This is a genomic window from Planobacterium oryzisoli (genome assembly GCF_015354315.1).
In the GTDB taxonomy this organism is placed as follows: Bacteria; Bacteroidota; Bacteroidia; order Flavobacteriales; family Weeksellaceae; genus Planobacterium_A; species Planobacterium_A oryzisoli.
The window spans coordinates 58,744-77,363 of sequence record NZ_JADKYY010000003.1 but is presented as its reverse complement, the minus strand read 5'-3'; the positions used below and the strand labels follow the sequence as shown (position 1 = coordinate 77,363).

Here is an 18,620-nt window from a genome sequence, read left to right as displayed (position 1 = left end):
TAGGTTTAGTCCTGTTTACTTATCCTTTGGTGGTACTTCAAATGCATCGGAAGGGCAGCCGAACCGTAGAAAGGAAGTATTTCAACAGAAAATATTTCGCTAGCAATACTGGGGTCGCCCTGTACTATAGCCCGTGCTTCTTCCGGGGAAGCGGCCTGCAGCAGAAACAGTCCCCGGTACGCGAGGTGGTTCTTGGTGGCAAAGGGCCCGGCCATAATGAGTTTGTCCTCTTTTTGCATTTTCTCCATATGGGCGAAGTGCCCCTTGAAAATTTCCGCGCGCTTTTGGGTATCGGTAATGACGCTGTCCTTGGGACCCGTCTTTAAAAGGACCAGCATATAGTTTTTCATTCCGCGCTGGTCGGCTCCAAGCGAATCTGCCAAACGATGGTCGTACCCACCAGCAAGCGGTTCGGTAGGTACGATTTTATTTTTCGCGGTGCATCCGATTACTCCGAATGCCAGCAGGGTTAAGTAAAATAGGGTGCGCATATTTTTTAACTTATTCGTAGAAATTCTTTCGCCAATTTGATCATTGTGGGGTCACCAGTATATTTTCCTTTTTCATCAGAAAGCTTAATGGTAGGGAGCCAATCCCCATTATCAGCCTGTACGCCGTATAGTTTCATGACGATATTCATGGGTTGAAGCCCCACATCGTTGGTGAGATTAGTGCCTATGCCGAATGAAATTCCAATTTTGTCTCGACAGTAGTGGGTGATTTCTTCCACTTTGGCAAGGTTTAATCCGTCGGAGAATATAATATATTTAAATAGGGGATTAATACCATGACTTTTGTAATGTGCAATGGTTTTATCTGCAAATTCAAGAGGATCGCCACTGTCGTGCCGAACTCCGTCAAAAAGCTTCGCAAATTTCTTGTCGAACTGGCGGAAAAACACCTCTGTTGTATACGTGTCTGAGAGTGCTACCCCCAAATCACCGCGGTATACATCCACCCAGTGTTCGAGTGCTACTTCATTGGCCATTTTGAATCCGTATTGTGCTCCATGAAACATAAACCATTCGTGTGCGTGTGTACCAATGGGCTTTATTCCGTATTTCATGGCAAAATGTACATTGGAGCTACCGATGAACTTCGAATCGCTTGCCTGTGTTAAGGAATGAACAACCAAATCATGAACCTTATAAGAGTGTCTTCGTCTGGTACCGAATTCCGCAAAGGTGACTCCTAGAGAGTTTAATTTTTGAGCCTTCTCGATTGTTGTATGTGCTACTGTAGTATTAGTATCTCTTTCTAGGTGGTTTAACTCGTAGTGCAGTTCCGAAATTAAAGCCAGAAGCGGTACTTCCCAAAGGATTGTGCGGTACCAATAACCCTCTACACTTACTTGAAGGTCATTTCCGACTTGCTGTATTAGCACTTCCGAAGGATCATATCGAAAACCTTCTAGAAAATCCAAGTAGGGAAGTTCCAAGTACGGACAGGTTTTCTGTAGATAAATTTTCTCTTCTTTAGTTAGACACAGTTGCGCCATTGCTGCAACCGAATGCTGCAGTTTCTCTCCGAAACCTTCGGGAAAATGGTGGTTGCCACGGTTAATAAATTCATACTTGACCCGCTGCGTGGGAAAAAGTTTCACTACAGCATTTTGCATCGTGATTTTATAAAAATCGTTATCAAGGATGGAATTCAGTTTTACTGGAGTCATAGGAAGGGTTTAAATACAAAAGTACATAATCAAATAAAATAAGCATTCCGAAGAATGCTTATTTTAAGTAAAGGGATTACCTGGGGCTTACTTACCGAGGTAGGAGTTATACATCCAAACTTCTTTTTCCTGTTCGGTGATGTAGTCACTCATCTGTGAATTGGTTCCTTCATCGCCCGCCTTTTCCGTGATATCCAGTAGTTCCCTTTGAAGGTCTATCACCGTTTTAAACGAACTAAGAATATTCTCCACTGCTTTCGTGCCGTCACTAACTTCCTTGCTCTCTTTTATAGTAGATACTTCCAGATAGTCCGAGTAGTTGTGCGCCGGGGTGGCACCCAAGGTTAAAATACGCTCGGCGATCTCATCAATTTTCAAAACGAGGTTGTTATAAAGTTCCTCAAATTTAGGGTGTAATGTAAAGAACTGCTCTCCTTTAATGTTCCAATGTGCTCCCCTAGTATTTTGATAGAATACAGAGTAATTTGCCAAAAGTACATTGAGTTTGTCAGCAATAGCCGTGCAGTCCGTTTCTTTAAGTCCAATGATGTTAGAATTTTTCATAATAATATTTTTTTTGATTAGTCAAAGATACAAAATGCCCTTTGGATGCCCATTTCTTTGCTATAGAACTTATCAATTTACATATTAGGTGTTTCGATGGGTTATCGCGCATTATATTTTTTGGGTGGTAACTATTTGATCGATAGTTTATTTTACTTACAAATTTCATTACACCCATTTGTGGATAAAAAATATTTCACTACTTTTGCACCCTAAAATAAAAAGCAATTAAATGCCTACTATTCAACAATTAGTTAGAAAAGGAAGAGCCACACTTGCCAAGAAGAGCAAATCGGCTGCCCTTGAATCATGTCCACAAAGACGAGGCGTATGTACGAGAGTATATACCACCACGCCTAAGAAACCTAACTCTGCACTAAGAAAAGTTGCAAGGGTTAGACTTTCCAATGGTAAGGAAGTCAACGCTTATATCCCGGGCGAAGGACATAATCTTCAAGAGCACTCGATAGTATTGGTGCGTGGCGGAAGGGTGAAAGACCTACCGGGAGTACGTTATCACATTGTTAGAGGAGCACTTGACACCGCTGGTGTTAATGGTAGAACCCAAAGAAGATCCAAGTACGGAGCTAAGAGACCTAAGCCAGGTCAGGCTGCGCCTACTGGTAAGAAGAAGTAAACATTAAATTTTTAGAAACGAAACAATGAGAAAGACAAAAGCGAAAAAAAGACCGTTGTTACCGGATCCAAAATTTAATGATCAATTGGTAACTAGATTCGTGAATAACTTAATGCTTGATGGAAAAAAATCCATCGCATTCAAAATATTTTATGACGCCCTAGAAGTAGTGGAGTCAAAGAAAGGAGATAATGAAAAGTCTTCCCTTGAAATCTGGAAAGATGCTCTTACTAACGTTATGCCACACGTGGAGGTACGTTCAAGAAGGGTAGGGGGTGCGAACTTTCAGATTCCGATGCCTATTAGAGCAGACAGAAAAATCTCCATGGCAATGAAGTGGCTTATCAAGTACGCTAAAGCCAGAAACGATAAATCCATGGCATTAAAACTTGCTGCGGAGATCATCGCTGCTTCCAGAGAAGAAGGTGCGGCATATAAGAAGAAATCCGATACTCACAAGATGGCAGAAGCTAACAAAGCATTCTCTCACTTTAAATTCTAATCTGAAATGGCAAGAGATCTTAAACTTACAAGAAACATTGGTATTGCTGCGCACATTGATGCAGGTAAGACCACCACGACAGAAAGGATTTTATTCTACACCGGAAAGACCCACAAACTTGGAGAAGTGCACGAAGGTGCTTCCACAATGGACTGGATGGAGCAGGAAGCGGAAAGAGGTATTACCATTACTTCTGCAGCTACTACATGTTCTTGGAACTTTCCAACCGAACAAGGAGAGCCTACTTCTGAAACTAAGGCATACCATTTCAATATTATCGATACCCCAGGGCACGTAGATTTTACAGTGGAGGTAAACAGATCTTTAAGAGTTCTTGATGGTCTTGTTTTCCTTTTCTCAGCTGTAGATGGTGTGGAGCCGCAATCGGAAACTAACTGGAGACTTGCTGACAACTATAAAGTTGCACGTATGGGATTCGTTAACAAGATGGACAGACAAGGTGCTGATTTCTTAAACGTGTGTAAGCAGGTGAAAGAAATGCTAGGGTCTAATGCTGTTCCAATTGTACTTCCAATTGGTGCTGAGGAAGATTTTAAAGGTGTGGTAGACTTGATCAAGAACCGTGCAATCATATGGCATGAGAATACGCAAGGGGCAACCTTTGACGTGGTGCCAATTCCAGAAGATATGAAAGCGGAAGTTCTTGAGTACAGAGAAAAATTAGTTGAAGCTGTAGCTGATTACGACGATACATTAATGGAGAAGTTCTTCGAAGATCCGGATTCCATTACTGAGGAGGAAATCAACGAAGCCTTAAGAAAAGCAACTATCGATCTTTCTATTATACCAATGACTTGTGGTTCTTCCTTCAAAAATAAGGGAGTACAATTCATGTTAGATGCAGTTTGTAAATATCTTCCATCTCCAATGGATAAGGAAGCTATTGACGGAACAGATCCTAAGACCGATCTTCCTATTACGAGAAAGCCGGATGTAAAGGAACCGTTTGCTGCACTTGCATTTAAGATTGCGACCGACCCATTCGTTGGACGTCTAGCATTCTTCAGAGCATACTCTGGTAGACTAGATGCAGGATCGTATGTACTTAATACCAGATCTGGTAACAAAGAGAGAATCTCTAGAATCTATCAGATGCACGCTAACAAGCAAAATCCAGTAGAATTTATCGAAGCTGGAGATATTGGTGCTGCAGTTGGATTTAAAGATATTAAGACTGGGGATACACTATCTGATGAGAAGAACCCAATTGTTCTTGAATCTATGATTTTCCCAGATCCAGTAATTGGTATTGCTGTAGAACCTAAAACTAAAGCAGACCAGGATAAGATGGGTAATGCTCTTGCGAAACTTGCAGAGGAAGATCCAACGTTCCAGGTTAAAACCGATGAGGCATCTGGTCAGACCATTATTTCTGGTATGGGTGAGTTGCACTTGGATATTATTGTTGACAGAATGCGTAGAGAGTTCAAGGTTGAAGTAAACCAAGGACAGCCGCAGGTAGAATACAAAGAAGCTCTTACAGCTACTGCAAACCACAGAGAGGTTTACAAGAAGCAGTCTGGTGGTAGAGGTAAGTTTGCAGATATCGTTTTCCAAATTGGTCCAGCGGACGAAGGGAAAACTGGTCTTGAGTTTGTGAACGAAATCAAGGGAGGTAACATTCCTAAGGAATTCATTCCTTCTGTAGAAAAAGGATTCAAGGAATCAATGAAAAACGGTCCACTTGCTGGATTTGAAGTTGAGGCCATGAAGATTGTTCTAAAAGACGGATCGTTCCACGCAGTGGACTCCGACCAGCTATCCTTCGAACTTGCCGCTAAGATGGGATTCAAGGAAGCCGGTAGAGCTGCTAAAGCAGTTATTATGGAACCTATTATGAAGCTTGAGGTGGTGACACCGGAAGAATATATGGGGGACATTGTGGGTGACCTTAACAGAAGAAGAGGAACAGTGAACGGTATGGACGATCGTAACAATGCAAAAATCATCAAAGCATTCGTTCCGCTTTCTGAGATGTTTGGCTATGTAACTTCACTAAGAACGCTTTCTTCAGGTAGAGCTACCTCTTCAATGGAATTTGAAAAGTACGAACCTGCTCCGCAGAATATCGCTGAGGAAGTAATCGCAAAAGCTAGAGGTTAATTTAAAAATTAGATTTAAAATGTCACAAAGAATCAGAATAAAACTTAAGTCTTACGATTACAACTTAGTAGATAAATCTGCAGAGAAAATCGTAAAAACTGTAAAAGCTACAGGAGCGGTGGTAAATGGACCTATTCCATTGCCAACCAACAAAAGGATCTTTACTGTACTAAGATCCCCGCACGTAAACAAGAAAGCAAGGGAACAATTCCAATTATCTGCACACAAGAGATTAATGGATATCTACTCTTCTTCTTCTAAAACGGTGGATGCTCTAATGAAGCTAGAACTTCCGTCAGGAGTTGACGTAGAAATTAAAGTGTGATACTAAGGACCTAGGTGTCCTGGACAATACGTAAAACTGCATCTGAAAAGGTGCAGTTTTTTTATGCATATGATTTTTGTCAGTACTTTTTCTTATTTAGAACAATTAAAAATAATATATTTGCACTGGAAATAAATTATGACTTGTGAAAAATAAAATAAGTATTGCGCTGCTCGTTTTAGGAGGTACCCTCTACGCGCAGGAGACCACGGAAGAATCCAAAGTATACACCATTGACAAAGTCGAACTGTTTGGAGAGAAAAACAAGCAGCCAGAGGGCCTGGAAGAAATCACGCGGCTTCCACTTAAACCTCGGGATCAGATACAAAGCATATCGGTTATATCGCACCGCGTAATTGAGGAACTTGGTGGTCTTACGGTCACAGACGTAGTGAAGAACATTCCCGGTGTAATACAATTTGGTAGTTACGGAGGCGTTAAAGAGTCCATGTCTGTTAGAGGGTACCGGGGAGTTCCGGTACTTAAGAACGGTGTACTTATGGATTCGGATTTTAGAACTGGTTCGATGCTTACCGATATGCAGGGAATAGAATCCATACAGGTAATCAAAGGATCGGCCGCAGTGACGCAAGGAATAGGGGACGGTCTGGGCGCCGCAGGGGGCGTTATAAATATGGTTACAAAGACTCCACGTTTTATCAACCAGACCCAGGTAGGAATGCGTTATGGAAGTTGGGATTTCTATCGTCCTACGGTAGACTTTCAAAGAGTTCTCGATAAGGACCGAAAAGTTGCAGTTCGCTTCAATGGGGCTTTTCAGGATAGTAATTCATTCCGGAAAGGGGTGCAAACCAACAGAATTTATGTGAACCCCTCCGTTGCGCTGCGTGCGGATGAGAAAACCACTCTTGTAGTAGAGATGGACTATATGAATAACCACACTACTCCGGACAGGGGTACGGTGAATCTTGCTGGGGGTGATGTTAATGCGCTTTATGAGATGCCTAAAGGAAAGTTTTTAGGATTCCGCACGGACGATGCGCATACCGAAACGTTCAATTACTCTATAACCGCAAACCGCCAGCTTTCTGATAAGTGGAAGGTACGGACGGCGTATATGGGAAGCAGTTACACGCTAGAGAATACCGGTGCCGCACTTAGCCCAGTGAACCGTAGTGCGCCCGATGAACTGCGCAACCGTACCCTAGGAAAGAGCCATAGAGAAGATATAAATCAGGTTCTTCAAGTGGATCTTATCGGACAAGGCATTCGGACCGGATTTGCCAATCACATTGTTCAGTTAGGCGTGGACTGGAAGCAGTCGGAAGTACTAACCACCTCTTACAAACCGAAAAATATTGACCAGATAAATGTTCTGGAAGACGTTTCCAATACGTTGCCGGAAGGGGTGGACTATACGAATTTTGAACTGGCCTCCGCGCCGGTGCGCGCCCTAGCGCCCACGGTAGGGTTTATGGTACAGGATGTTGTGGCCATGGGTAAATTCATCAAGATGCATCTAGGTCTTCGTTACAGTAAACTTAACGGCAGATCCGGGGAGGAAGATAGCGATGCATGGAATCCTGCTTTAGGAGTGATGTTCTTTCCAAAAGAGAATATAAATATATTTGGATCCTATACCACTACTACCTCACTTAGAAGCGCTGCAAATCCATTGCAGGGCGGAGGAACTACGGGTCCCTCTTCCACCAGGCAGTGGGAAACAGGTATTAAGTCCGACTGGTTGGATGAGAAGCTCCGGGTTAACTTGACCCTGTTTGATATCAATACCTCCAATCTCTCCTACTCGGTGCTGGACCAGAACGGAAATGCCACCGGATACTACGACTTGGCAGGGTCTCTTAACCGTAAAGGACTGGAGGTTGAGGTAATAGGAAGAATTTCCCCGGAGTTGCAGGTAATGACCGGATGGGCGTACCTGGACGCAAAATACCAGGATTCCCCGGCCTATGTAAACGGATCTGCGCCGATGAATTCCCCCAACCATACGGCCAATGGGTGGCTGAATTACCGTTTTTCTACCGGTGCTTTGCGGGGAATGGATATTGGCGCGGGAATCTATTATGTAGGAGAAAGACCCGTGGATGACTTTACGCAGAAAACTTTTTATAACGGCCATGTATTAGGCGTGGAACCTGGTGTTAAGCCATTTCTTATGAAGGCCTATACAACGGTAGATGCTCAGGTTGGATACCAGTGGAACAGCAGCTTGGATCTGCGCGTTTTCTTTAACAATATCTTCGATGAGGTTGGATACAACTCCTATTTCCGAGGAGGGTACATCGATCAAATTCTTCCGCGTCATTTTTCTGCGCAGATCAGCTATAAATTCTAAACACAACACATAATTAATACCTAACGACACATGAAAACACTAAAATTTCTACTTACTGCTACGCTTCTATTCACTCTTTTTTCCTGTAGTGATAAAGGGGGAAAAAGAAAGACTGCGGACTATTCCCTCGTAAAGAAGGAACTTAATCTACAAGGTGAGACGGCTACAAAGTATGATGCCATCACTTCCAAGTACGATCAGGAACGAAAGGCCTTTCGCGAAACACAGGGAGAAAAGCCGGATCGCGTAGTACTATTCTCTAAGATGGAAGAAATTCAAAAAAAGCAGGACGGGGAAATAGCCGCTCTTTTGAATGCAGAACAAATGAAAGTCTATGAGCGCTTTGTAGAGAAAAATACCCGTAAGCGTCCACGGTATAATGACGCGCTTCTTGCCCGTATAGAAAACGAAGCAGGTCTGGATCAGACGCAGATGCAAGTGGTAAACGCGGCCAATAATGCGTTTGAAAAAGCGTACCACGAAGCGCATGATGTCTACCATGGCAATAATGACTTGGCTGCAGAGTACTGGACTAAGTATGATACGCAGCGTAAAGCAGCTATTGAAAAAGCGCTTACACCAGAGCAGTATGCCGCATTTTTAACAGTGGTGAAGGACGTTAAGCCTTCCAACAGAAGCGAGAAGTAGATACAAAACCCACCCTTTTTGAGAACAGAAAGCAATTTCTGTTCTTTTTGCTATGAGAAAGTTTACAAAAAGTTTGTTCCGCGTCAAGCGCTCAAGCGAGACACCATTGCGGTATATACTGTGGCTGCTCCATCTCTGGGTAGGTCTTTTGTGCTCAGTAGTGGTATTTCTAACCAGTTTGTCCGGAGCGGTCTATGCGTTTAAGACCCAGATTATTGAACTCTACAATTACGAAAAGGTTTTTGTAGATGAATCGGCGGCGCCCCTTTCGCTCAGCCAGCTACAAGCTCATTTGTCCCAGCAGGACAAAAAACTCCTGTCGGTGCACATCCCTGAGTCTAGCTCCCGTTCCTGGCTGATCGGATACGAGAATGCCCAGGGTGCTGTGGAGTCGGTGCATTTCAATCCTTATTTAAAAGCAGAACTGGGCAGTTCGGATGTGTCATTAAACCGTTTTTTTGATGTGGTGCTGGATTTTCACCGGACATTCCTAATGGGTGACGTGGGGAAGCACATTATCGGGGTGGGCGTACTTATGTTTCTGTTTTTAATGTTGTCAGGGCTTGTCCTTTGGGTTCCAAAAAAAATAAAGTACTTAAAACAAGGCCTTACTGTAAAATGGAACGCCAAGTTTGCCAGGCTAAATTACGATCTGCATAAGGTAGTAGGATTTTACAGTATGCTTTTACTTTTTTTTATTTCTGTGACCGGTCTGTACGTCACCTATCCCTGGGTAAAAAACACCCTAATTGTATCGCTGGGTGGCACGCCGCTTTCCCAGATTGCAGTTACGGATAACAGTGATGCTTTTGATGCACTCATGGACGATATGCTGGCAAGGCAGAAGGAGCTTTCCACTCCTAAGGCACTGCAGGAAGTTAATCTGGACAGCCTAACGCAAAAGACACATCAGCTGTTTCCTTCCCGTGGAGCCCTTACTCTGACGCTTCCTACGGCTGAGGATCCGCGGTATAATGTCACCAAGCTGGAGCGCTCACAGTACTTAGGAGCACTCCTTCCAAGCACCCTATCGTATGATAAGGAAGGCGTCCTGAAAGAAAGTCAGCGCTTTACCGAGCTTTCGTTGGACCGGCAATTTACGGCACTAGTCAAACCACTCCACACGGGTGAGATCTTAGGGCTGCCGAGCATCATTCTGTATTTTATAGCATCTCTTTGTGGCTGTTTGCTGCCTGTAACAGGTTTTTTAATCTGGTACCGGCGCTTATCCAAATCCTAACTGCACTACGGGGGCTTTAGCTTCTAAACCAATCGATTACATCCAATCTCAGGAAGCATCCGCACTACATGCTCTTTTTCCTTGCTGTGCAGAAAGTTTTTTTAACTCTCTGTTTGTCAGTTCCAAATTATTTCATAAATTTGCACACTCATTTTAGGGGAGACGTGTGCCTAATTGTAATATAGAAATCACTTCGAAACCGATGAGCAAACAGTGTAAACAATAGATATATAATAGAATAATGTCAGGTATTATTGGAAAAAAGATCGGAATGACATCGCTATTTGACGAGAATGGGAAAAACATCCCATGTACCGTTATACTAGCGGGGCCATGTCCGGTTTTACAGGTCAGAACTGAAGATGCTGACGGTTATGTAGCCGTGCAGCTAGGTTTCGATGACAAGAGTGAGAAGAACGTTGGAAAAGCGTTAGCTGGCCATTTTAAAAAGGCTGGTTCTGCACCAAAGGCGAAATTGGTTGAATTCAAACATGGATTTGAAAACCTTTCGGTTGGTGATGAGGTTAAAGTGAACCTTTTCAATGAGGGTGAGTACGTGGATGTTACCGGTACTTCTAAAGGTAAAGGTTTTCAGGGTGTTGTGAAAAGACACAATTTTGGTGGGGTAATGCAGGCCACCCACGGTCAGCATAACCGTTTAAGAGCTCCAGGTTCCATTGGTGCTGGTTCTGATCCATCAAGAGTATTCAAAGGTATGAGAATGGCCGGAAGAATGGGAGGTAAGCAGGTGACTGTTCAAAACCTTCAAGTGTTACGAGTAGATGAAGAGCAAAATCTTTTAGTAGTAAAAGGTGCTGTTCCGGGAGCTAAAAATTCATATGTAATTGTAAGAAGATGGAGCTAGTAGTATTAAATAATTCAGGTAAGGAAACCGGAAGAAAAGTGACGCTTGATGATTCCGTTTTTGGAATTGAGCCTAACCAGCATGCGGTTTACCTAGAAGTAAAACAGTACCTGGCTGCACAAAGACAGGGAACGCATAAAGCTAAAGAGAGAAGCGAGATTACTGCTTCAACCAGAAAGCTTAAGAAGCAAAAAGGATCTGGATCTGCCCGTTACGGGGATATCAAGTCTCCAACTTTCAAAGGAGGGGGTAGAGTATTTGGTCCAAAACCAAGAGACTACCGATTCAAACTTAACAAAGCTCTTAAGAGACTTGCTAAGAAATCCGTACTTTCTCAAAAGCTGAAAGACAACAGTATTAAAGTATTGGAAGACTTGAGCCTAAACGCTCCTAAGACCAAAGATTTCATCAGCGTATTAAACGCATTGGAACTAAACGGTAAAAAAGCGTTGTTCATCCTTCCGGAAGCTAACAAAAATGTGTATTTATCTTCAAGAAACTTACCTAAGACTAGAGTTCTTAAGTACAACGAGATCAGCTCATACGATCTTGTGAATGCAGGTGAGATCATTTTCTTTGAAGGTGCCGTTGAAAAATTCCAGGAAAATTTAAAGAAATAAATCATGTCAGTTATTATAAAACCGGTCATTTCAGAGAAAGCCAACTATCTTACAGATCTTAGAGGTGCTTATTCTTTCTTGGTAGATCCAAAAGCGAATAAGATTCAGATCAAAAATGCGGTAGAGGCAGCGTATGGTGTGAAAGTAGCGGACGTTAGAACCATGATTTATGCTCCTAAAGTTTCTGCTAAATACACTAAAAAAGGACTTCAAGTTGGAAAAACCAACAAACTAAAGAAAGCAGTTGTTACTCTTGCTGATGGCGAGGTTATCGACATTTTCTCAGTGTAAGAATATTTTTAAATAATTATAAATAATAGTAATGTCTGTTAGAAAATTAAAACCTATCACCCCGGGACAGAGATTCAGAGTTGTGAACAACTTTGAGGAAATTACTACCAACAAGCCGGAGAAATCCCTTACAGTTGGTATTAAAAAGTCAGGTGGACGTAACCAGACTGGTAAAATGACCATGCGTTACACCGGAGGTGGACACAAAAAGAAATACAGAATTATCGACTTCAAGAGAAACAAGTTTGATGTTGAAGCTACGGTGAAGACTGTAGAGTATGATCCAAACAGAACTGCTTTTATCGCACTTTTGGAATATGCAGATGGTGAGAAAAGATACATCATTGCTCCAAACGGCATTAAAGTAGATCAAAAAGTGATTTCTGCTGATTCTGCAGAACCAGAAGTAGGTAACGCGATGAAACTGAAAAACATTCCTTTGGGAACTGTGATTTCATGTATCGAAATGAGACCTGGACAAGGCGCAATTTTGGCAAGATCTGCTGGATCTTCTGCCCAGCTTACTTCCAGAGACGGAAAATACGCAATTGTTAAGCTGCCTTCAGGGGAATCCAGAATGATTCTAACTGAGTGTATCGCTATGATTGGTTCGGTTTCCAATTCTGACCACCAGCTAACAGTATCCGGAAAAGCGGGTCGTAGCAGATGGTTAGGTAGAAGACCTAGAACTAGACCGGTAGTGATGAACCCAGTTGATCACCCAATGGGTGGTGGTGAAGGTCGTTCATCAGGAGGTCATCCAAGATCAAGAAACGGTATGCCTGCTAAAGGATACAAAACCAGAAAGAAAAACAAAGGGTCTAACCGTTACATCGTATCTAAAAGAAAATAATTATGGCAAGATCACTTAAAAAAGGACCATTCATTCATCATACTTTAGATAAGAAGGTTCAGGCAAATGTAGAGTCTGGTAAAAAGACTGTTATTAAAACTTGGTCCAGAGCATCTATGATCTCTCCGGACTTTGTAGGACAAACTATTGCAGTACATAACGGAAAATCTTTTATTCCTGTATATGTAACTGAAAACATGGTGGGTCACAAGTTAGGCGAATTTTCTCCGACTAGATCTTTTAGAGGTCACGGTGGTAATAAAAATAAAGGAAGCAGATAATCATTATGGGATCAAGAAAACAAGATAGCGCAATCGCTAGAAAAGAAGCGAACAAAGACGTGATTAAAGCCCGTCTTAATGACTGCCCTTCTTCTCCTAGAAAAATGAGATTAGTTGCTGATATCATCCGCGGAGAAAAAGTAGATAAAGCATTGTACATTTTGAAATACTCCAAAAAGGAGGCTTCAAATAAATTGGAGAAATTACTTCTTTCTGCAATTGCTAACTGGCAGACTAAAAACGAAGGAGCTGATATAGAAGAGGCAAACCTTATCGTAAAGGAAATCTTTGTAGACAGTGCAAGACAACTTAAGAGACTAAGACCAGCACCACAAGGTAGAGGGTACAGAATCAGAAAAAGATCGAACCACGTTACTTTAATCTTAGGCAATAAAGAAAATTAATTCAAGGTATGGGACAGAAGACAAATCCAATTGGTAACAGATTAGGTATCATCAGAGGATGGGATTCTAACTGGTTTGGTGGTAAAAACTACGGTGATAGAATCGCTGAGGACCACAAAATCAGAAGATACCTTGAAGCAAGATTATCTAAAGGTGGTGTATCTAGAATATACATCGACAGAACACTTAAGCTAGTAACTGTAACTATTACAACTGCCAGACCAGGTCTAATCATCGGTAAAGGCGGACAGGAAGTAGATAAGCTAAAAGAAGAGCTTAAGAAGCTTACTGGTAAAGAAGTTCAGATTAATATCTTTGAAATTAAAAGACCTGAACTGGATGCAGTACTTGTTGCAGACAGCATTGCAAAGCAAATCGAAAACAGAATTTCGTACAGAAGAGCTGTAAAGATGGCAATTGCAAGCTCCATGAGAATGGGTGCAGAAGGAATCAAAGTTATGATCTCTGGACGTCTTAACGGTGCGGAAATGGCGAGAAGTGAGTCTTTCAAAGACGGAAGAATTCCATTATCTACGTTCCGTGCTGATATTGACTACCACTGGTCAGAAGCACATACTACGTACGGAAGACTTGGTGTGAAAGTGTGGATCATGAAAGGAGAGGTGTACGGTAAGAGAGATCTTACTCCACTTGTAGGCCAACAACAGAAGAAATCTGCTCCAAGAGGAGACAGAAACGACAGAGGAGGCGATCGTGACAGAAGACCAAGAAGAAACAATAATAATTAAAATTTTAGATTAGAAGTTTTGCATTTTAAATTACCGTTACTCTTTTAAAATATAAAAATCTAAAATCTAAAATCTAAAATCTAAAATTTAGAAATTATGTTACAACCAAGAAGAACCAAATTCCGTCGTGTTCATAAGATGAAGATGAAAGGAAATGCGCAGAGAGGCTCACAGCTTGCGTATGGAACTTTCGGAATCAAGGCAATAGACGGCGCTTGGATCACTGCAAGACAAATCGAGGCTGCACGTATTGCGGCAACGAGATATATGAAAAGAGAAGGTCAGCTATGGATCAAAATCTTCCCGGACAAGCCAATTACTAAAAAACCTGCAGAGGTTCGTATGGGTAAGGGTAAAGGTGCCGTGGAGTATTGGGTAGCTGTAGTAAAGCCAGGTAAAATTATGTTCGAAGTTGGTGGTGTTCCTTACGAAGTAGCTAAGGAAGCACTTAGACTTGCAGCACAAAAATTACCGGTAGTGACCAAATTTGTAGTTGCAAACGATTTCGTTAAACCTCAATAAATCTTTGAAAATGAAAAAAGCTGACATCAAAAATTTAAGCGCAGGTGACCTACAAATCAAACTTGCTGAATTGAAAGCTGAATACACAAAATTAAAATTAGCTCACAAAATCAGCCCTGTAGAGAACCCTATTCAGATCAGAGATTTGAGAAAGACGATCGCTAGAGTACATACTGAGTTAACTAACAAACAATAATTTCATTTAGAAATGGAAAGAAATTTAAGAAAAGAACGAATCGGCGTTGTTTCCAGCAACAAAATGGAAAAAACTATTGTTGTTAGTGAGACCCTGAGAATGAAACATCCAATGTACGGTAAGTTCGTATTAAAGACGAAAAAATACACCGCACACGATGAGAATAACGAGTGCAATGAGGGAGATACAGTATTAATTACTGAAACAAGACCTCTAAGCAAGAGCAAGAGATGGAGATTAGTACGAATCATTGAAAAAGCTAAGTAATGTTACAAACAGAATCAAGATTAAAAGTAGCTGATAATACCGGTGCAAAAGAAGTATTGGTGATCAGAGTTCTGGGTGGTACCAGAAGAAGATATGCTTCAGTTGGTGATAAGATCGTAGTGACTATCAAGGATTCTACACCACAAGGTAATGCTAAGAAAGGTCAAGTTTCTAAAGCGGTTGTTGTACGTACAAAGAAAGCCGTGAGAAGAAAGGATGGATCTTACATTAAATTTGACGATAACGCATGCGTTCTTTTAAATGCTGCGGGAGAAATGAGAGGTACCCGTGTATTCGGTCCTGTTGCCCGTGAGCTCAGAGATAAAGAATATATGAAAGTCATTTCATTAGCTCCTGAAGTACTTTAATTTTTAAAATTTTAAGACAATGACAAAAGTTAAAATAAAAAGAGGAGACAACGTAATCGTTACTACCGGTAAGAATAAAGGCAGTAAAGGTGAAGTTCTTGAAGTGATTAAGAAAGAAGGTAAAGATCCTCGTGTGATTGTTGCGGGTGTGAACGTGGTTAAGAAGCACGTTAAGCCTTCTGCATCGAGCCCACAAGGTGGTATCGTTGAGAAAGAAGCTTCAATACACATTTCCAATGTAGCCCTTATGGACAAAGACGGTAAGGCTACTAAAGTGGGAACAAAAGTGGAAGGAGATAAAAAAGTAAGAGTTGCTAAGTCAACCGGTGAAACTTTATAAATCGAGACAGATGGAATTTATAGCAAGACCAAAGAAAATATATAAAGAAAAGATCATTCCTGCAATGATGGAAGAATTTGGGTACAAGTCCGTTATGGAAGTGCCTAAATTGGAAAAAATCGTTGTATCACAAGGTTTGGGAGCTGCTACTGCAGACAAGAAAATTGTGGACTACGCCGTAGAGGAGTTAACTATGATCACCGGGCAGAAAGCAGTTGGAACTTTGTCAAAGAAAGACGAAGCTGCATTCAAACTTAGAAAGGGTATGCCAGTAGGTGCACGTGTTACTCTTAGAGCAGAAAAGATGTACGAGTTCCTAGACAGACTTACTTCTTCTGCATTGCCACGAATCAGAGATTTCTCTGGAATCAAAGCAGACGGTTTTGATGGTAGAGGAAACTATAACTTAGGTATTACCGAACAGATTATCTTCCCTGAAATCGTAATTGACAAAGTGAAGAAAATCCAAGGTATGGACATTACTTTTGTTACTACTGCGAAAACAGACAAGGAAGCAAAAGCACTACTAACTCACTTCGGTTTACCTTTCAAAAAGAACTAAGAATGGCTAAAGAATCAATGAAAGCGCGTGAGCGCAAAAGAGAAGCAATGGTTGCTAAGTATGCTGAGAAAAGAAAAGCTTTGAAAGAAGCTGGAGATTACGAAGCATTGCAGAAACTACCTAAGAACGCTTCTCCTGTAAGACTACACAACAGATGTAAACTTACAGGAAGACCAAGAGGATATATGAGAACCTTCGGACTTTCCAGAGTAACTTTCAGAGAAATGGCAAACCAAGGACTTATCCCAGGTGTTAAAAAAGCAAGTTGGTAACAATTTAGTTTAAATCAAGATAATTAAGTTTGAACCTAATAAACAGAATGCAGTATCGTATTAGAATGCTGCCTTCTGTTTTAGTTTTCAAAAACTGATTATCATCAACCAATAACAACAAAACAGAAAAATGGTAACAGATCCAATTTCAGATTTCCTAACCAGAGTAAGGAACGCACAAAGCGCAGGCCACAAAGTGGTGGAAATTCCTGCATCGAAAATCAAAAAGGAGATTACGAAGATTCTATTTGACCAAGGTTATATTACAAACTATAAGTTTGAAGATAGCGCGGTTCAAGGAACAATCAAAATCGCTTTGAAGTATGACAAACAAACCGGTAAACCAGCCATCAAGTCCATCCAGAGAGCTTCTCGTCCAGGACTAAGATACTACGCTGGATCTACTGAACTTCCAAGAGTTCTTAACGGTTTAGGTATTGCAATCATCTCAACCTCTAAAGGGGTTATGACTGGTAAGCAAGCCAAAAATGAAAAAGTAGGCGGTGAAGTAATCTGCTATGTTTATTAATTTTATAAAATAAGGAAAATGTCAAGAATTGGTAAAGCAATTATAACAGTTCCACAAGGAGTTACCATCACTGAGAAGGACGGTGTTGTGACTGTGAAAGGCCCTAAAGGGGAACTTACACAGCAACTCTCTGAAGGAATTACCTTAGAGCAGAACGATGGTGAGCTAACAGTGAGCCGCCCGTCCGAATCTAAGCAACATAAGGCCCTTCACGGTTTGTACAGAGCACTTATCAATAATATGGTAATCGGTACATCCGAAGGCTTTACAAATAAACTCGAGCTAGTAGGGGTAGGATACAGAGCATCGCATTCAGGTCAGAAACTGGAGCTTGCACTAGGTTTCTCCCACGGTATCGTTCTAGATCTTCCAAAGGAAGTTACAGTAGATACATTGACTGAAAAAGGTAAAAACCCAATTATTACTTTGTCTTCCCACGACAAACAACTTCTAGGAATGGTTACTGCAAAGATTAGATCATTCAGAAAGCCTGAGCCGTACAAAGGAAAAGGTGTAAGATTCGTTGGAGAAATTGTGAGAAGAAAAGCTGGTAAATCTGCTTAATAAATTTTAAGAAAATGGCACTGAACAAAGTACAAAAAAGAAACAGAATCAAAAGAAGAGTTAGAGGGAAAATCTCCGGCTCTGCTGAACTGCCAAGATTATCCGTTTACAAAAGTAATAAGGAAATTTACGCTCAGTTAATTGATGATAAAGAAGGTAAAACCTTAGCGGCTGCTTCCTCAAGAGCATTAAACGCTAAAGGTACCAAAGTGGAAATCTCTACGGAAGTAGGGAAAGCTATTGCTGAAAAAGCAAAAGCTGCAGGGATTGAAAACGTAGTGTTTGACAGAAATGGTTTCGTATACCACGGTAGAGTGAAAGCTCTAGCGGACGGAGCTAGAGAAGGCGGACTAAAATTCTAATCAATAAATTTCGGATAACATGTTAGGACTAGATAATATCGAAAAAGTAAAACCGGGAGGATTAGAACTTAAAGATCGTCTCGTAGCTGTAAACAGAGTAACTAAAGTTACCAAAGGTGGACGTGCATTTGGATTCTCAGCCATCGTTGTGGTGGGTGACGAAGCAGGTGTAATTGGTTACGGTTTAGGTAAATCCAAAGAAGTAGCAACGGCTATTTCAAAGGCAGTAGAAGACGCTAAGAAAAACTTGGTGAAGATTCCTGTAACTAAAGAAGGAACAATCTACCATGAGACAACGGCTCGTTTTGGTGGGGCAAACATCTTTATGAAGCCTGCTTCTCACGGTACAGGGGTTATCGCTGGTAACACTGTTCGTATCGTTGTGGAATCTGCAGGTATCAAAGACATTCTTACAAAATCTAAAGGTTCATCCAATCCGCATAATATGGTGAAAGCTACATTCAAGGCGTTATTGGACATTAGAACTCCTGAAGAGATTGCTAGAATGAGAGGTGTATCACTAGATAAAGTATTTAAACACTAAAA

Annotated in this window: 28 protein-coding genes; 25 read left to right on the top strand and 3 right to left on the bottom strand. The window is 41.4% G+C overall.

Going from position 1 to position 18,620, the window contains the following annotated elements; all coding sequences use genetic code 11:
- Positions 1-5: 5 nt before the first annotated feature.
- The 3 genes from IC612_RS03225 to IC612_RS03215 form a co-directional block, all read right to left on the bottom strand.
- The gene (locus tag IC612_RS03225; protein WP_194738739.1) at positions 6-491 is read right to left on the bottom strand and encodes a YciI family protein; all 486 of its coding nucleotides are present in this window, start codon (positions 489-491) and stop codon (positions 6-8) included.
- 5 nt (positions 492-496) lie between these two features.
- Positions 497-1,672, bottom strand: coding sequence for a nicotinate phosphoribosyltransferase (gene pncB / locus IC612_RS03220; protein WP_194738738.1), 1,176 nt, complete (start codon positions 1,670-1,672; stop codon positions 497-499).
- 87 nt (positions 1,673-1,759) lie between these two features.
- Positions 1,760-2,236 (bottom strand): Dps family protein, encoded by a 477-nt coding sequence (locus IC612_RS03215; protein ID WP_194738737.1) that lies wholly within the window; start codon positions 2,234-2,236, stop codon positions 1,760-1,762.
- Positions 2,237-2,468: 232 nt separating this feature from the next.
- Here IC612_RS03215 and rpsL point away from each other — a divergent pair, with 232 nt between their 5' ends.
- The 25 genes from rpsL (at position 2,469) to rpsE (ending at position 18,618) form a co-directional block, all read left to right on the top strand.
- The gene (gene rpsL / locus IC612_RS03210; RefSeq protein WP_095072689.1) at positions 2,469-2,873 is read left to right on the top strand and encodes a 30S ribosomal protein S12; all 405 of its coding nucleotides are present in this window, start codon (positions 2,469-2,471) and stop codon (positions 2,871-2,873) included.
- Positions 2,874-2,898: 25 nt separating this feature from the next.
- Positions 2,899-3,375: a 30S ribosomal protein S7 gene (rpsG, locus tag IC612_RS03205; protein WP_194738736.1), complete on the top strand. Its 477-nt coding sequence runs from the start codon at positions 2,899-2,901 to the stop codon at positions 3,373-3,375.
- Positions 3,376-3,381: 6 nt separating this feature from the next.
- Positions 3,382-5,499 carry an elongation factor G gene (gene fusA, locus IC612_RS03200; RefSeq protein WP_194738735.1) on the top strand — a complete coding sequence of 706 codons (2,118 nt, stop codon included), beginning with the start codon at positions 3,382-3,384 and terminating at the stop codon, positions 5,497-5,499.
- A 19-nt stretch (positions 5,500-5,518) separates the two neighbouring features.
- Entirely contained in the window at positions 5,519-5,824 is a 306-nt protein-coding gene (rpsJ, locus tag IC612_RS03195; protein WP_002661363.1) for a 30S ribosomal protein S10, read from the top strand.
- 145 nt (positions 5,825-5,969) lie between these two features.
- Positions 5,970-8,141 (top strand): TonB-dependent siderophore receptor, encoded by a 2,172-nt coding sequence (locus IC612_RS03190; protein WP_194738734.1) that lies wholly within the window; start codon positions 5,970-5,972, stop codon positions 8,139-8,141.
- A gap of 30 nt (positions 8,142-8,171) precedes the next feature.
- The gene (locus tag IC612_RS03185) at positions 8,172-8,789 is read left to right on the top strand and encodes a hypothetical protein (RefSeq protein WP_194738733.1); all 618 of its coding nucleotides are present in this window, start codon (positions 8,172-8,174) and stop codon (positions 8,787-8,789) included.
- A 52-nt stretch (positions 8,790-8,841) separates the two neighbouring features.
- A complete protein-coding gene (locus IC612_RS03180; RefSeq protein WP_194738732.1) occupies positions 8,842-10,029 on the top strand; it encodes a PepSY-associated TM helix domain-containing protein in 1,188 nt (395 codons plus the stop codon).
- Positions 10,030-10,270: 241 nt separating this feature from the next.
- Complete coding sequence (gene rplC / locus IC612_RS03175; RefSeq protein WP_194738731.1) at positions 10,271-10,894, top strand: 50S ribosomal protein L3; 624 nt, start codon at positions 10,271-10,273, stop codon at positions 10,892-10,894.
- Positions 10,885-11,514 (top strand): 50S ribosomal protein L4, encoded by a 630-nt coding sequence (rplD, locus tag IC612_RS03170; RefSeq protein ID WP_194738730.1) that lies wholly within the window; start codon positions 10,885-10,887, stop codon positions 11,512-11,514. The genes rplC and rplD overlap by 10 nt, the downstream gene beginning before the upstream one ends.
- Positions 11,515-11,517: 3 nt before the next feature.
- Positions 11,518-11,805 carry a 50S ribosomal protein L23 gene (gene rplW, locus IC612_RS03165; protein ID WP_194738729.1) on the top strand — a complete coding sequence of 96 codons (288 nt, stop codon included), beginning with the start codon at positions 11,518-11,520 and terminating at the stop codon, positions 11,803-11,805.
- Between the two features lie 31 nt (positions 11,806-11,836).
- Positions 11,837-12,658: a 50S ribosomal protein L2 gene (gene rplB / locus IC612_RS03160; RefSeq protein ID WP_194738728.1), complete on the top strand. Its 822-nt coding sequence runs from the start codon at positions 11,837-11,839 to the stop codon at positions 12,656-12,658.
- A 2-nt stretch (positions 12,659-12,660) separates the two neighbouring features.
- On the top strand, positions 12,661-12,939 hold the full coding sequence (gene rpsS / locus IC612_RS03155; RefSeq protein WP_055861765.1) for a 30S ribosomal protein S19: 279 nt from the start codon (positions 12,661-12,663) through the stop codon (positions 12,937-12,939).
- A 5-nt stretch (positions 12,940-12,944) separates the two neighbouring features.
- Positions 12,945-13,343 (top strand): 50S ribosomal protein L22, encoded by a 399-nt coding sequence (gene rplV / locus IC612_RS03150; protein ID WP_194738727.1) that lies wholly within the window; start codon positions 12,945-12,947, stop codon positions 13,341-13,343.
- Positions 13,344-13,351: 8 nt separating this feature from the next.
- Entirely contained in the window at positions 13,352-14,092 is a 741-nt protein-coding gene (gene rpsC, locus IC612_RS03145; protein ID WP_194738726.1) for a 30S ribosomal protein S3, read from the top strand.
- Between the two features lie 96 nt (positions 14,093-14,188).
- A complete protein-coding gene (gene rplP, locus IC612_RS03140; RefSeq protein ID WP_194738725.1) occupies positions 14,189-14,614 on the top strand; it encodes a 50S ribosomal protein L16 in 426 nt (141 codons plus the stop codon).
- A 10-nt stretch (positions 14,615-14,624) separates the two neighbouring features.
- Positions 14,625-14,810 (top strand): 50S ribosomal protein L29, encoded by a 186-nt coding sequence (gene rpmC / locus IC612_RS03135; RefSeq protein WP_194738724.1) that lies wholly within the window; start codon positions 14,625-14,627, stop codon positions 14,808-14,810.
- Between the two features lie 12 nt (positions 14,811-14,822).
- On the top strand, positions 14,823-15,077 hold the full coding sequence (gene rpsQ, locus IC612_RS03130; RefSeq protein WP_194738723.1) for a 30S ribosomal protein S17: 255 nt from the start codon (positions 14,823-14,825) through the stop codon (positions 15,075-15,077).
- Positions 15,077-15,445, top strand: coding sequence for a 50S ribosomal protein L14 (gene rplN / locus IC612_RS03125; RefSeq protein WP_194738722.1), 369 nt, complete (start codon positions 15,077-15,079; stop codon positions 15,443-15,445). Before rpsQ ends, rplN begins: the two co-directional genes overlap by 1 nt.
- Positions 15,446-15,464: 19 nt before the next feature.
- A complete protein-coding gene (gene rplX / locus IC612_RS03120; protein ID WP_194738721.1) occupies positions 15,465-15,785 on the top strand; it encodes a 50S ribosomal protein L24 in 321 nt (106 codons plus the stop codon).
- Positions 15,786-15,795: 10 nt separating this feature from the next.
- On the top strand, positions 15,796-16,347 hold the full coding sequence (rplE, locus tag IC612_RS03115) for a 50S ribosomal protein L5 (protein WP_194738720.1): 552 nt from the start codon (positions 15,796-15,798) through the stop codon (positions 16,345-16,347).
- A 2-nt stretch (positions 16,348-16,349) separates the two neighbouring features.
- A complete protein-coding gene (gene rpsN / locus IC612_RS03110) occupies positions 16,350-16,619 on the top strand; it encodes a 30S ribosomal protein S14 (protein WP_194738719.1) in 270 nt (89 codons plus the stop codon).
- Positions 16,620-16,749: 130 nt separating this feature from the next.
- Positions 16,750-17,148, top strand: coding sequence for a 30S ribosomal protein S8 (rpsH, locus tag IC612_RS03105; RefSeq protein WP_194738718.1), 399 nt, complete (start codon positions 16,750-16,752; stop codon positions 17,146-17,148).
- An 18-nt stretch (positions 17,149-17,166) separates the two neighbouring features.
- Positions 17,167-17,712, top strand: a complete 546-nt coding sequence (gene rplF / locus IC612_RS03100) for a 50S ribosomal protein L6 (RefSeq protein ID WP_194738717.1) — start codon at positions 17,167-17,169, stop codon at positions 17,710-17,712.
- Between the two features lie 14 nt (positions 17,713-17,726).
- Positions 17,727-18,074 (top strand): 50S ribosomal protein L18, encoded by a 348-nt coding sequence (rplR, locus tag IC612_RS03095; protein ID WP_194738716.1) that lies wholly within the window; start codon positions 17,727-17,729, stop codon positions 18,072-18,074.
- Positions 18,075-18,093: 19 nt separating this feature from the next.
- Entirely contained in the window at positions 18,094-18,618 is a 525-nt protein-coding gene (gene rpsE / locus IC612_RS03090; RefSeq protein WP_194738715.1) for a 30S ribosomal protein S5, read from the top strand.
- The last annotated feature ends 2 nt before the right edge of the window (positions 18,619-18,620 follow it).